This is a genomic window from Curtobacterium sp. MCLR17_040 (genome assembly GCF_003234735.1).
GTDB lineage: Bacteria > Actinomycetota > Actinomycetes > Actinomycetales > Microbacteriaceae > Curtobacterium > Curtobacterium flaccumfaciens.
Window position 1 is genome coordinate 31,420 of the sequence record NZ_QKTE01000014.1, and the last position, 12,522, is coordinate 43,941.

Genomic DNA, 12,522 nt, shown 5'->3' on the forward strand with positions numbered 1-12,522 from the left:
CGGCTGCTCGGCCGTTGGGCCTCAGCTCGGCTTCTTCGCTCGTGAGGGCTGCACGCGCGGCGGCTCCCCCGGCATCTTCGGGAAGTCCGGCGGGAACGGCAGCTCCCCCTCGCCGTTCGCCAGGTCCCGCTCCCACCACTCGAGCAGCGGCGCGATGCTGCCCGGCTGCTCCCCCATCGACTCCCACGGGTCGCCCGTGGTCCGCAGCCGCTCCGGCACCGTGCGGATCGTGAAGGTCGTCGGGTCCGCGGTGCGCAGTTCCTCCCACGCGATCGGCGTCGACACCGATGCGTGCGCCAGAGCTCGGGGACTGTAGGCACCGGCCATCGTGCGGTCGCGGTTCGCCTGGTTGAAGTCGACGAAGATCCGCTGTCCTCGCTCCTCCTTCCACCACGCCGTCGTGACCTGGTCGGGCATCCGGCGTTCGAGCTCGCGTGCTGCGGCGATCACCGCGTGCCGCACGTCGAGGAACTCGTGCTCGGGGCGGATCGGCGCGAACACGTGCAGGCCGCGGTTGCCGCTCGTCTTGATCCAGGTCGTCAGGCCGACCTCGTCGAGGACCTTCCGCAGTTCCTCGGCCACCGGCACCGTGTCGCCGAAGTCGGTGCCGGGCTGCGGGTCGAGGTCGATGCGGAGCTGGTCCGGGTGGTCGCTGTCCTCGGCACGAGAGGCCCACGGGTGGAAGACCACCGTGTTCATCTGCGCGGCCCACACGGCCACGGCCGGCTCGTCGATCACGAGCTGCGGGTGGGACCGGGCACTCGGGTAGGTCACCGTGACCGAGCGGACGTAGTCGGGCGCACCCTTGGGCGGGTTCTTCGAGAAGAACTGCTCGCCGTCGACGCCGCCGGGGAACCGCTGCAGCGAGATCGGCCGGTCGCCGTTCGCCCGGACGAAGGCGTCGCCCACCGTGACGAGGTACTCCGCGAGGTCGAGCTTCGTGATGCCCGCCTCGGGCCAGAGCACCCGCGAGGGGCTGCTGATCCGGACCTCGCGGTCACCGTCAGGGCCGGGCACCCGCACCGTCGTCGCTTCGCTCGCCATGCAGCGGACCGTACACGCGTGCCGGCCGCCCGCCCGCAGCCGGGACCGCCCGCCGCGTTCCCGCAAGACACCGGTGTTTCCTGGTCGAACACGCGCACGCCGGTGTTCAGCGCACGAACACCGGTGTCTTGCGGGCAGCAATCACATGACGTTCCAGTGCAAGTGACCGTTCGCATCAGGACCCTTGCCGCCGCAGGTGTACGAGTTGCCGTTCGCCGCCTGCGCGACGACACCGGCCTGCGCATCGGCGCAGAACGCCCCGGGCGTGATGAAGTCCTGCGACTGCGCGGGCGCCTGCTCGACGGGCGCGGGAGCAGGAGCAGCCGGCGCAGGCGCGGGAGCCGCGGGGGCCGCGGGGGCCGCGGGGGCCGGAGCAGGCTCGACGTACGACCCGATCGCGGTCACCTCGGGCACCGGTGCCGTCGACACGGTCCTGGACACCTGGACTCGGTCCGTCTCGACGCCGTCGGTGGTGGTCACTCGGTACGTGCGGGTGAGCACGCCGTCGACACCCGCCGTCTGCAGCCGCGTCTGGCCCTTCGCCAGGGTCGGAACGTCGATGGTGGTCTTCCGGAAGTGGATCGGGAAGTCCTTCGAGACCTCCGACACCTCGACGACCGGGGTCGGCGTCGGGGTCGGGGTCGGCGTCGCGCTGGGTGTCGGGGTCGTGGCGACGTCGGCGACGGCTCGCGGGGCAGCCGTGTCCTGGCTGGCACTGGTCACGGCGGCACCGACCACAGCACCAGCGGTGCCCACGCCTCCGACCCAGATCACCGCTGCGATCGCGACGACGACCGAAGCCTTCGCCTTCGTCGGTAGTGCTGACCAGCGCATCCTGCGACATCCCCTCGTGTTCGGTACGACGATCCAGGGTGCCTCGTTCTCCGTCGACCGCTGCACCCCCACTCCGGGGCAGCCGCGCTGTGAGGATGAACCGTGCACCCGGCAGGATGGGGCGGGTGAACGCGTACCTCGGCATCGACCTCGCGTGGGGACTCGGCTCCGAGCGGAAGGCCGCGAACGAGACCGGGCTGGTCGCGATGGACTCCGACGGCACGATCACCGACGCCGGGTGGGCCCGCGGGGTCGACGCCGTCGCGGACTGGATCGCCGAGCACCTCGGGCCACGATCCCTGATCGCCGTGGACGCCTCGCTCGTCGTGACGAACCCGACGGGCATCCGCGAGTCCGAACGGCAGGTCGGGCAGCGGTACGGCCGGTGGAAGGTCGCCGCGAACCCGACCAACCAGGCATCTGCGGCGAGCGCTGGCTCAGCGCTGCTCGACCGGCTGACCGCACTCGGCGTCGGGTACGTCTCCGACACGGACTCGATGCGGGGACGCACCGGTCCGGCGATGTTCGAGTGTTACCCGTACACGACGCTGGTCGGCGTGGAGGAGCTCGGCTACGACGAGGAACGGCCCCGGTACAAACGGCTCGACCTCCGGATCCCCGCCGCCGAGGCACGTGCCCGTCGCGCCGAGGCCTTCGACGAGCTGGTCCGGCGGCTGCGCGAGACCCCGCTCGACCCGCCGCTGCTGCTCGACTCCCACCCGCTGACGCAGCGGCTCGCCGACCCGTCGGTGCTGCACGGTCCGACGCACAAGCACCGCGAGGACCTGCTCGACGGGGCGCTGTGCGCGTGGACGGCGGCGTTCTGGGAGCGACACGGCGACCAGCGCGTGCAGATCCTGGGAGGTGATCCGGGCCTCCCCAACGACCCGCTGGACGAGGCGGGCCGCCGGCCCGTCGTGGTGGCGCCCGCGCGCCCGTCGCAGCGTTGACGGCGCGAGAAGGATCAGATCTCGCCCGTTGCAGCCGCCGTGCAGATCACCTTCGTGAGGAGTTCGCGAAGGGGTTGCAAGTCACCGAGCATCGACCGGCGGGCGGCGTGATGGTTCTCATTCGTCGTGACCCTCCGCCAGTCGAGCACGACACCGCGCTCGGCCGCGTACTCGCGCCAGAACTCCCGCTGGGTTCGCCCGTTGCCCTCCATGAAGGGATGGATGTAGTTGAGCGTCGCGAACTGTTCGGTCAAGAAGTCCAGAGGACGCTCCGGCATCCGGGGCGAAGCGAGCTCATCGTCCAGTCGGGCCATCCGTGCGGGGATCAGTTCAGGCACCAGAAACGGTTCGTCAGGGTTCTTCGCGATGCCGTCGAGCCGGTACTCACCTGCCCAGACGTAGACGTCCTGGAAGAGATGGGCGTGAATACGGCGCACCCGTTCCGATGGCAGGAGCCCCGCGAGTCCGGGAACCTCACCGAGCAGAAGGTCCAACTCTCGGTCCTGCACCTCGGGGACCTCGAGTTCCGCGAGTTGATCACGGCTCGTGGCCCCGAACTTGTTGCGGAGGACGTACTGGTCGTCGTAGTACCCGCCGTCGGGTCGAGGACTCACCGACGGTGCGCGAAAGCCCGGAGCTCCTCGCGACTGATCTCGCCCTTCGCGAAGCGGTCCATGTACCGGATCCACTCGGGGTTGTCCTTGAAGCCTTCGAGTCGCCCGGAGTGGATCACCGCAGCGACGGCGCGCGTCCGCTTGACGCGCTCCGAGCCGGAGACGGTCCGAACCATTCGCTTGGGCATGCACCAATGCTACGCCGGGGCGCGCACGTGTTCCAGACCCGCCAGGACGGCCCGTCGTGGTGGCACCCGCACGCCCGTCGCAGCGGAGGCCGCGCGGCTAGGGTTGAGCGGTGAGCGCGACGACCGAACCCCTGCACATCGGGCTGGTGTCGCTGCACACCTCCCCCGGAGACGAACCCGGTTCGGGCGAGGTCGGCGGCATGAACGTCGTCGTCCGGCACCAGGCCGAGGCACTGGCCGATCTGGGCCACCACGTGGACATCATCACGCGCCGGTCCGCCCCGACGCAGCCGGACTCGGTGTCGCTCGTACCGGGCGTGTGCCTGCGGTTCCTGTCCGCGGGGCCGGCCGAGCCGGTGCCGAAGGGCGAGCACGACGCGTTCATCGAACCGTTCCGCCACGAGCTGGAGCAGCTCGGGCCGTTCGACGTCCTGCACTCGCACCACTGGTTCTCCGGCGCGGCCGCGCTGCCCGTCGCCCGTGAGCGCGGCATCCCTCACGTGCAGTCGTTCCACTCCATCGCAGCCGACCCGGCCACGCCGCTGTCCGAGGGCGAACGTCCCGAGTCGGCCGGCCGCATCGCCGGCGAGGAACTACTCGCCCGCGAGTCGGACGCCGTCGTCGTGGTCTCCGAGGCCGAAGCGTCGACCGTGCGCACCCGGCTCGGCGGCGACGACGCCCGCATCTGGATCGTGCCGCCGGGGGTCGACGGGTCCGTCTTCCGCCCCGCCGCCGTCGGTGCGCGCCGCGCCGCCACCCCCTACGTCGTCGCAGCGGCGCGCGTGCAGCCGCTCAAGGGCCTGGACCTGGCGATCGAGGCGATCGCGGACATCAGCCTGGAGGCCCGCCCCACCCTGGTCATCGCGGGCGACGTCTCGAGTGAGGCGGGCGACTACGTGGACGAACTGCGTCGGCTCGCCGACGCGCGGGGCATCGCCGACCACGTCACCTTCATCGGGCCGCAGTCGCGCGCCGACCTGGCGTTCCTGTTCCGCGGCGCGGCAGCCGTGCTCGTGCCGTCCCACTCCGAGACGTACGGGCTCGTCGCGCTCGAGGGCTCCGCTTCCGGGGTGCCGGTCGTGGCCGCCGCTGCCGGGGGCCTGCGCGAGGCCGTGGTCGACGGGGAGACGGGCGTCGTGCTCGAGTCCCGTGACCCGCAGGAGTGGGCGGACGAGATCGAGCGGATCCTGACGGATGCGCCGTACGCCGCCGGGCTCGCCGCTGCGGGCCGGGAGCACGCGGAGCGCCTGAGCTGGGAGCGGTCGGCCGCGGGGCTCGAGGACGTCTACCGCCGGGTGCTCGGGCGCTCGTGAGCGGGACGGGTGGCCGGTTCGCCGCGTTCTGGGCGGCGCTCGACGCGGTGCCCGTCGAGTCTGACGCCGAGGCGCTCTACGACGTCGGATCGCCCGAGGGACGACTCCGGCGAGCGAACCTGACGCGGTACCTGGAGCAGTCCGGGCCGGGGGCTGACACGTTGCTCGTGGCCGAGGCACCGGGGTGGCGCGGCATGACGAACACGGGTGTGCCGTTCACGAGCATGCGCGAGCTCGGACCCGAGTACGGCGTCCCGCCGGAGCCGACGGCACCGTGGGAGGCCTCGTCGCGCGTCGTGCACGCCGCGCTGGAGGGCTGGCGCGGTGCGCTCCCGGTGGCGTGGGCGATCTTCCCGCACCACCCCTTCGTGGCGCCGGACCGGCTGACGAACCGCACGCCGCGGCCCGCCGAGGTCCGCTCGGGCGCGCCCGTCGCCCTCGCGCTGCTGGAGGCCCTCGGCGGCGTGGACCGGGTCCGGGTGGTCGCCGTCGGTCGGAAGGCGCAGGGAGCGCTCGCCCTGGCCGGCATCGAGGCGACCGCCGTGCGGCACCCGGCGCAGGGCGGCGCGAAGCAGTTCACCGAACAGCTGCGAGCGCTGGACCGCTAGCCGTCGGTCCGCCCGGTCCGTCCCGGTCGCGACCCGGTCGCGTCCCGCTCAGGCGGATCGGACCTCGACGCCCTTGGCCGCGAGCCGCTCGGCGACGTGGGCGGGCAGTGGTGCGGCGGCGTACACGGTGCGGAGCTCCGGCAGGTCGAGCAGGTCGTCCCAGTTCTGCGGGTCGAAGCGGTCGTCCGAGCCGACCCAGCCGGGGTGGACGTCCTGCAGCACCTCGAGGTCGGAGTCCACTGTGACCTCGGTGACGAGCGACAGGTGCGACGGCAGCAGGTCGAGGTCGTCGTAGTACTCGCGCGCCCGGTCGTCCTGCCCGTCGACGTCGAGGTCCTCGTCGGTCTCGTCCTCGGCGTCCGGGTCGTAGGGGTCCAGGACGTCGAGGTCGTAGCAGAGGACGTCGAGCACCAGGAGCTTCGCGTTGAAGTCCGCGAACTCGATGGGCTCCTCGGTGGTGTTCGACTGCTGGTCCATGGCCGGAGCGTATCCGTCGCCGAGCGACCGTGTTGCGATCGCGAGAAACCTTCCTGTGGGACTGGACAGGAAGGCGTCTCGCGCGCAAGGGTGACGCATGGCCACCACCAAGACGGACCGCCCACAGCAGGAGCAGCACGAGCTCCGCCGGGTCATCGGTCCCAAGCTCCTGCTGCTCTTCATCGTCGGCGACATCCTCGGCACGGGTGTCTACGCGCTCACCGGCCAGGTCGCGGCCGAGGTCGGCGGGGCAGCGTGGCTCCCCTTCCTCATCGCGTTCGCGGTCGCGCTGCTGACGGCGTTCTCGTACCTCGAACTCGTGACGAAGTACCCCCAGACCGCCGGTGCCGCGCTCTACGTGCACAAGGCGTTCGGCATCCACTTCGTCACCTTTATCGTGACGTTCATCGTGATGTGTTCAGGGATCACATCGGCGTCGACGGCATCGCGGGCGTTCGCAGCGAACCTCGGCGCCGGGTTCGGCATCGAGCTGCCGAACGGCGTGGTGATGCTCATCGCGATGGGCTTCATGCTCGCGGTGATGTTCATCAACTTCCGCGGGGTGAGCGAGAGCGTCAAGACGAACGTCGTGCTGACGCTCGTCGAGCTGTCCGGTCTCGTCATGGTGATCCTGATCGGGTTCTGGGCGATCGCGGGCGGCAACGCGGACTTCTCGCGGGTCGTGATGTTCGAGACGCCGGAGGACAAGTCCCTGCTGCTGTCGATCAGCACCGCGACGTCGCTGGCGTTCTTCGCGATGGTCGGGTTCGAGGACTCGGTCAACATGGCCGAGGAGACCAAGGACCCCTCGCGCATCTTCCCGAAGATCATGCTCACCGGCCTCGGCATCACCGCCGTGATCTACGTGCTCGTGTCGATCTGCGCCGTGGCCGTCGTGCCGATCGGTGAACTGGCCGGCAACGAGACCCCGCTCGTCACCGTCGTGCAGACCGCCGCGCCGGACTTCCCGATCGCCGACCTGCTGCCCTTCATCTCGATGTTCGCCGTCGCCAACACGGCCCTGATCAACATGATGATGGCGTCGCGCCTGCTCTACGGCATGAGCAAGCAGGGCGTGCTGCCGGGCTTCCTGTCCCGCATCTCCCCCGCCCGTCGCACCCCGTCGACCGCGATCGTCTTCACCACGCTCATCTCGCTGCTGCTGATCGGATGGGTCTCGCTCGACCCCGACTCCCCCATCGTCGTCGTCCTCGGTGGCACCACCTCGCTGTTGCTGCTGACGGTGTTCGCCGTCGTGAACGTGACCGTGCTCGTGCTGCGCCGCGACAAGGTCGACCACAAGCACTTCCGCGCGGGCGTCATCATCCCGGTCATCGGCATCATCACGTGCCTCTGGCTCGTCCTGCCGTTCTCGTCCGGTCGTGACCCGCAGCAGTACCAGATCGCCGGCGCGCTGCTGGCCTTGGGCGTGCTGCTCTGGATCCTGACCTGGTTCACCCACGGACGGAAGCAGGCCGAGAAGGCCCCGACCGGACTCGTGACGGAGCCGACGAAGGTGCAGCGGCCGCCGCAGGACCACCGAGACGTCTGATGGACGCGACCAGTGTCATCTGGACCATCGTCATCGCGGTGATCGCCGCGCTGTCGCTGTCCGCGGGAGGCTGGCGCCTGCGTCAGGGTCAGGGTCGGGGTCGGCAGGACGGTCGACGCGAGCGGTGACCGCCGTGCACGAGTGACCCGTGACGGTTCTGGTTCGCGAAGCCCCCGCTTCGTGAACCAGAACCGTCACTCGTTGTCAGGGACGTACCCGCCCGGCGGCGAGCAACCGGCGGCGAACCGCGGACCCCGAACCCCGAACGCTGACGACCGAACCCCCGAACCTCCGAACGGGCGATCACGGCGGGCCGCCGCAGGCTTCCCAGGAGGCGCCCGTACGCTCGTGCTGCTCTTCCCGCTCCGCCCGCCCAGCACCCGCCCAGCCCCTCGAGAGGTCCCGTCATGCGCCGTGTCGGCATCACCCTCGCCTCGGTGTTCGGCGCGGGGATCGTGGCGGTCGGCATCGGCGTGGTCGTCCTCGTGGTGATCGCGGTCAACTCGCTCGCCGGCATCGCGAAGTCCAGCGCCGCCACCCCGACGCCCGCGTGCCCGGCCGTCGCCTCGAAGACGATCGGCGGGATGGTCGTGCCGGCCGGACCCGTCGGTGGCTTCTGCCAGGACCGCTTGGTGAACGCCGCGCACGTGATCGAAGCCGCCCAGGCGCTCGGCATCGGCCCCCACACCCAGGCCGTCGGGGTGATGACCGCGATCGGCGAGTCGAGCCTGGTGAACCTGGACCACGGCGACGCCGCGGGCCCGGACAGCCGCGGCCTGTTCCAGCAGCGCGACAACGGCGCGTGGGGCACGTACGAGCAGCGAATGGACCCGTACACGGCCGCGACGATGTTCTACACGAAGCTCGTGAAGGTCCCCGGCTGGAAGACGATGAGCCCGACGCAGATGGCGCACGCGGTGCAGATCAACTCCGACCCGGAGCACTACGCGAAGTCGTGGCCGCAAGCGAAGGCGATCGTCGAGGAGCTCACCGGCCAGGACGTGCCGGACGTCGCTCCCCAGGGCTGATCGCTCACGAGGCCACCGCCTGCGTCTCCTCGTCGAACTCGACGATCGCGGCTCCCCCGGAGTGCACGACGACCTGGGCGCGGAGCCGGACCGACTGCTCGTCGAGGGCACAGGCGCAGGCGTCGACCCACTCCCAGTCCACCGGGTAGAGCCGGTCGGCGTCGGGGCGTTCCCACACAAGCACGACGTCGACGGCCCCGAGCTGCGCCACGATGTCGGCGATCAGGGCCGCGAAGTCGTCGACGTGTTCGTCCGGGGAGTACGGCAGGTCGGCGATCGGCAACAGGAACGGGATCGACATCCCCCGGTCGTCGAGGAACAGCACCCAGCACTGCCGGCGCAGCGGTCGTTCGACGACGGCTTCGACGAGTCGGACGACGTCGTCGTCGGTGCGGACGGGTTCACGGATCAGGCGGTCGAGCATCTCGGTGTCAGGCATGACTCCAGCGTGGCGAACCGGAAGCCCCCACCCGAGGCGCGGTCCGGGTTCTGTGGAGAGCCGCTCCACGAGCCCGGCCTGTGAGGGAAGAGTCCCTCAGATGCCGTGCGTGACCGAGCTGTCGACGAGCAGCAGCGAGGCGAAGAACACCGCGACGATGGCCGCCATGCCGACGAGCACCACCGGCCAGGTCAGCCGACGCCGCACGAGCCGCAGGACGCAGACGGCGATGGTCGCGACCAGCACCGCCGCCACGATGATCGGTCCGACGACGACGACCGAGTCACCCAGCGTCTCGTTGCAGGTGTTCCCCGGCGCCGCGCACGACACGAACGCCAGCGACATGAGCCTGATCCCCCACCCCGCTGCCAACGCACCGACCGTGAGCACGACGAGCAGCGCGGTGGAGGCGACCACGTCCGCGACGCGAGCGCGTCCTGCCAGGGGGTGCCGGGCCTCCCGACCGAAGCGCGCCGGACCGGACCCGAGCGGATCCGGACCCGACGCAGGACCCGCCCCAGGACCCGTCCCGGGGGCCGGGCCGGACTGCCGCGCGGGCGCGCCCATCAGGAACGCCGGCCGCGCGTCGACCAGAGGGCGAGCGCGATGAGGACGGGCTGACCGAACAGGCGGACGAAGCGCTTCTCGTCGCTGTCCAGGCCGAAGGCGTCGCGACGGTTGACCCACTGCGACAGGTTGCCGGGGAAGATCACCGTGAAGAACAGGGCCGCGACCGAGCCGACGAAGCGGCGGGCCGGCTTCGGAGCGAGCACCAGGGCCGAGCCGAGCGTGATCTCCGCGACCCCTGACGCGAGCACCGTCGTGTCGTCGTCCAGCGGGACGAACTCGGGGACCTGCGCCGTGAACTCCTTGCGCGCGAAGGTGAGGTGACTCGTGCCCGCGACGACGAGGGCCAGGCCGAGCAGGACGCGGAAGAAGGAACGCATGCCTCCATGGTGCCCGTTCCCGCGACCGGGTGCCCGCGCTGCGCGACTCGGACGTGTTCGAAGCGAGGTTCACTCGCTAACATGCGGTCCATGGGAGCAGTCGCTCGAGACCACGAACCGCCGGCAGCCCCGGCGACCTTCGCGGTGGTGCTCGGACCGGTCGCGTTCTACCTCGGCATCATCGTGCCCGCACAGTCGACCGTGCAGCACGTGTTGCTCGGTGCGGTGTTCGGGCTGGTGTGCGTGCTCAGTGGCTGGCGGGCGATCCGGATCGCCGGTCGTCGCCGGGCCGTGCAGGTGTGGTCGTGGATCGGCATCGTGATCGGGAGCGTCGGGCTCGTCATGCTCGTCTGGCAGGTGCTCGTGATCGTGACCGGGGGCGCGTTCCCGCCGCCGTTCTGGTCGCCGTACGCCAACCGCTGACGCGGTCCGTCCGGGAGGCCCGGGTCGGGTCCGCCCCGTAGCGCACGAAACGAAACACCCCGGGTCAGGGCCGCCCCGCCGGACGAAGCCGGGTCACCAGCCGAGCGTGCCGGGCGCGCCCTTGAACGGCCCGACGATGTCCGCCGTGATCCAGCCGCCGTAGAAGTCGCCGTCCTGGGCCTGGACCCGTTCGCCGCCGACCTCGCACGAGTCCATCGCTGACGGGTAGATCGCGACGCGTTCCCGCAGCGACTCGTAGCCGGGCACGGGCGTCGGGTAGTTCCAGGCGGCGCGGCTCGCGACCGTCCCGTCACCACCGACGACGTCGAAGTAGCGCGCCAGGCCCTTGAACTCGCACATGCTCGAACCCGGCGCCTTGACCAGCGCGCCCTCGGCCAGGTCGGCCATCGGCAGGTAGTAGACCGGCGGGTGCGAGGTCTCGAGCACGCGGACGGCGTCGGTCGTGTCGGCGACGACCGTACCGCCGAGACGGACGACGACGCGTGCGGTGACCCGCTCGACGGCGGGTGGGCGGGGGTAGTCCCAGACGGACTCCTGGCCGGGGCCGGGCTCGGTCCTCTTCGGGTGGCGCATGCTCCAGGTGTACGCCCGGTGCCTGCGGTGCAGCCGCGTGCGTGCGCGGAATCGCCTCCGGGTGCACCATGGGCGGGTGACGACGACGACACGCACCCTGTTCCGACGGAAGCCCATCGACACGATCGATGACGAGGCCGGGGGCGAGGGCGGCCTGAAACAGCACCTCGGTCTGTGGCAGCTCACCGCGATCGGCATCGGCGGCATCATCGGCGCCGGCATCTTCACCCTCGCCGGCACCGTCGCGAACGGCGTCGCCGGACCCGCGGTGCTGATCAGCTTCCTGGTCGCCGGGGTCGCGAGCGCCGCCGCCGCGTTGTCGTACGCCGAGTTCGCGGGGCTCATCCCGAAGGCCGGCAGCGCGTACACGTACGGCTACGCGGTGCTGGGCGAGATCGTCGGGTGGTTCATCGGCTGGGACCTGCTGCTCGAGTACACGGCGATCGTGGCGGTGGTCGCGATCGGCATCTCCGGCTACGTCGGTTTCCTGGTCGGCCAGTTCGGCATCGACCTGCCCGCGTGGATGCTCGGCGCCCCGGGCACCGGTGACGGCCACGTGATCGACGTCTTCGCGATCGCGCTGTGCCTGCTCACCGCCTTCGTCCTCACGCGCGGCATCCGCAGCGCCGCACGGTTCGAGTTCGTCGCCGTCGGCATCAAGGTGGCGCTCGTCGTGCTCATCGTCGTGCTCGGGGTGTTCCACATCAACAGCGCCAACTACTCCCCGTACTTCCCGTTCGGCTTCGGCGGCGTGATGACCGGCGCTGCCACTGTGTTCTTCGCCGTGTTCGGCTACGACGCCATGTCCACCGCGGCCGAGGAGTCCACCGACGCCCGCAAGCACATGCCGAAGGCGATCCTGCTGTCCCTCGGCATCTCGATGGTGCTGTACGTCCTGGCGACCCTCGTGCTCACCGGGATGCAGAAGTACACCGACATCGACCCTGCCTCGGGCTTCTCGTCGGCGTTCGCGTCGGTCGGGCTCGGCGGTGTCGCCAACGTCATCGCGATCGGTGCCATCGTCGGCATCGTCACGGTGCTGGTGACGTTCATGCTCGGTGCCTCGCGCGTCTGGTTCTCGATGAGCCGCGACGGCCTGATGCCGAAGTGGTTCGCGAAGACCGACCCGAAGCGGCACGTGCCGACCCGGGTGACCTGGATCCTCGGCATCGCGTCGGCGATCCTGGCCGGGGTGCTGCCGATCGGTGTCGTCGCCGAGCTCACGAACATCGGCATCCTGCTCGCGTTCGTCGTGGTGTGCTCGGCCGTGGTGGTGCTGCGCTACCGGCAGCCCGACCTGGACCGCCAGTTCCGGCTGCCGTTCATGCCGGTCATCCCCATCATCGGCGTCATCGCGTCGCTGTGGCTCGTCACGTTCCTGCAGTGGGAGACGTGGGTGCGGTTCGCGATCTGGTTCGCGATCGGGCTCGGCGTCTACTTCGGGTACTCGCGGAAGCACAGCAAGCTGGCCGAGCCGGCGAAGCGCTGAGCACAGCCGACGAAGCGCTGAG

General features: G+C 70.7%; 16 protein-coding genes and 1 pseudogene. 8 read left to right on the plus strand and 9 right to left on the minus strand.

Annotated features, from left to right (window positions below):
• Nucleotides 1-21: 21 nt before the first annotated feature.
• Nucleotides 22-1,044, minus strand: a complete 1,023-nt coding sequence (gene ligD, locus DEJ01_RS12440) for a non-homologous end-joining DNA ligase (RefSeq protein ID WP_111093151.1) — start codon at nucleotides 1,042-1,044, stop codon at nucleotides 22-24.
• A gap of 141 nt (nucleotides 1,045-1,185) precedes the next feature.
• Nucleotides 1,186-1,878 carry a G5 domain-containing protein gene (locus DEJ01_RS12445; protein WP_111093152.1) on the minus strand — a complete coding sequence of 231 codons (693 nt, stop codon included), beginning with the start codon at nucleotides 1,876-1,878 and terminating at the stop codon, nucleotides 1,186-1,188.
• Nucleotides 1,879-2,003: 125 nt separating this feature from the next.
• Between DEJ01_RS12445 and DEJ01_RS12450 the strand changes: the two genes are divergently transcribed.
• Nucleotides 2,004-2,828 (plus strand): DUF429 domain-containing protein, encoded by an 825-nt coding sequence (locus tag DEJ01_RS12450; protein ID WP_220038688.1) that lies wholly within the window; start codon nucleotides 2,004-2,006, stop codon nucleotides 2,826-2,828.
• Nucleotides 2,829-2,842: 14 nt separating this feature from the next.
• Here DEJ01_RS12450 and DEJ01_RS12455 read toward each other — a convergent pair whose 3' ends face one another.
• Both DEJ01_RS12455 and DEJ01_RS18200 read right to left on the minus strand, forming a co-directional pair.
• Complete coding sequence (locus tag DEJ01_RS12455; RefSeq protein ID WP_181437819.1) at nucleotides 2,843-3,442, minus strand: Fic family protein; 600 nt, start codon at nucleotides 3,440-3,442, stop codon at nucleotides 2,843-2,845.
• Nucleotides 3,439-3,630 carry an antitoxin VbhA family protein gene (locus DEJ01_RS18200; protein ID WP_146245006.1) on the minus strand — a complete coding sequence of 64 codons (192 nt, stop codon included), beginning with the start codon at nucleotides 3,628-3,630 and terminating at the stop codon, nucleotides 3,439-3,441. Before DEJ01_RS18200 ends, DEJ01_RS12455 begins: the two co-directional genes overlap by 4 nt.
• A gap of 110 nt (nucleotides 3,631-3,740) precedes the next feature.
• On the opposite strand from DEJ01_RS18200, the gene DEJ01_RS12460 reads away from it, so the two are divergent.
• Together DEJ01_RS12460 and DEJ01_RS12465 are read left to right on the plus strand one after the other, a co-directional pair.
• A complete protein-coding gene (locus DEJ01_RS12460) occupies nucleotides 3,741-4,943 on the plus strand; it encodes a glycosyltransferase (RefSeq protein ID WP_111093154.1) in 1,203 nt (400 codons plus the stop codon).
• Complete coding sequence (locus DEJ01_RS12465; protein WP_111093155.1) at nucleotides 4,940-5,551, plus strand: uracil-DNA glycosylase; 612 nt, start codon at nucleotides 4,940-4,942, stop codon at nucleotides 5,549-5,551. Before DEJ01_RS12460 ends, DEJ01_RS12465 begins: the two co-directional genes overlap by 4 nt.
• A 48-nt stretch (nucleotides 5,552-5,599) precedes the next feature.
• Here the strand turns inward: DEJ01_RS12465 and DEJ01_RS12470 are convergent, their stop codons facing one another.
• On the minus strand, nucleotides 5,600-6,028 hold the full coding sequence (locus DEJ01_RS12470) for a DUF6892 domain-containing protein (protein WP_111093156.1): 429 nt from the start codon (nucleotides 6,026-6,028) through the stop codon (nucleotides 5,600-5,602).
• A gap of 97 nt (nucleotides 6,029-6,125) precedes the next feature.
• On the opposite strand from DEJ01_RS12470, the gene DEJ01_RS12475 reads away from it, so the two are divergent.
• The 3 genes from DEJ01_RS12475 to DEJ01_RS12480 all read left to right on the plus strand — a co-directional run bounded on the left by DEJ01_RS12475 (nucleotide 6,126) and on the right by DEJ01_RS12480 (nucleotide 8,608).
• On the plus strand, nucleotides 6,126-7,580 hold the full coding sequence (locus tag DEJ01_RS12475; protein ID WP_111093157.1) for an APC family permease: 1,455 nt from the start codon (nucleotides 6,126-6,128) through the stop codon (nucleotides 7,578-7,580).
• Nucleotides 7,580-7,708: a hypothetical protein gene (locus DEJ01_RS18445; protein WP_258375711.1), complete on the plus strand. Its 129-nt coding sequence runs from the start codon at nucleotides 7,580-7,582 to the stop codon at nucleotides 7,706-7,708. The genes DEJ01_RS12475 and DEJ01_RS18445 overlap by 1 nt, the downstream gene beginning before the upstream one ends.
• 279 nt (nucleotides 7,709-7,987) lie before the next feature.
• Nucleotides 7,988-8,608 carry a hypothetical protein gene (locus DEJ01_RS12480; RefSeq protein WP_111093158.1) on the plus strand — a complete coding sequence of 207 codons (621 nt, stop codon included), beginning with the start codon at nucleotides 7,988-7,990 and terminating at the stop codon, nucleotides 8,606-8,608.
• A gap of 4 nt (nucleotides 8,609-8,612) precedes the next feature.
• Here the strand turns inward: DEJ01_RS12480 and DEJ01_RS12485 are convergent, their stop codons facing one another.
• The 3 genes and pseudogenes from DEJ01_RS12485 to DEJ01_RS18450 form a co-directional block, all read right to left on the minus strand.
• A complete protein-coding gene (locus DEJ01_RS12485) occupies nucleotides 8,613-9,047 on the minus strand; it encodes a hypothetical protein (protein ID WP_071404198.1) in 435 nt (144 codons plus the stop codon).
• Between the two features lie 96 nt (nucleotides 9,048-9,143).
• Nucleotides 9,144-9,647: pseudogene (locus tag DEJ01_RS18310) on the minus strand (DUF6264 family protein); the annotation flags it as partial.
• Nucleotides 9,614-9,994, minus strand: coding sequence for a hypothetical protein (locus DEJ01_RS18450; protein ID WP_071404200.1), 381 nt, complete (start codon nucleotides 9,992-9,994; stop codon nucleotides 9,614-9,616). The pseudogene DEJ01_RS18310 and the gene DEJ01_RS18450, both read right to left, overlap by 34 nt.
• Nucleotides 9,995-10,084: 90 nt before the next feature.
• On the opposite strand from DEJ01_RS18450, the gene DEJ01_RS12500 reads away from it, so the two are divergent.
• Entirely contained in the window at nucleotides 10,085-10,417 is a 333-nt protein-coding gene (locus DEJ01_RS12500; RefSeq protein WP_146247608.1) for a hypothetical protein, read from the plus strand.
• Between the two features lie 93 nt (nucleotides 10,418-10,510).
• Here the strand turns inward: DEJ01_RS12500 and DEJ01_RS12505 are convergent, their stop codons facing one another.
• The gene (locus DEJ01_RS12505) at nucleotides 10,511-11,011 is read right to left on the minus strand and encodes a DUF427 domain-containing protein (RefSeq protein WP_071247210.1); all 501 of its coding nucleotides are present in this window, start codon (nucleotides 11,009-11,011) and stop codon (nucleotides 10,511-10,513) included.
• A 76-nt stretch (nucleotides 11,012-11,087) separates the two neighbouring features.
• On the opposite strand from DEJ01_RS12505, the gene DEJ01_RS12510 reads away from it, so the two are divergent.
• Nucleotides 11,088-12,500, plus strand: coding sequence for an amino acid permease (locus tag DEJ01_RS12510; protein ID WP_111093160.1), 1,413 nt, complete (start codon nucleotides 11,088-11,090; stop codon nucleotides 12,498-12,500).
• Nucleotides 12,501-12,522 lie beyond the last annotated feature (22 nt).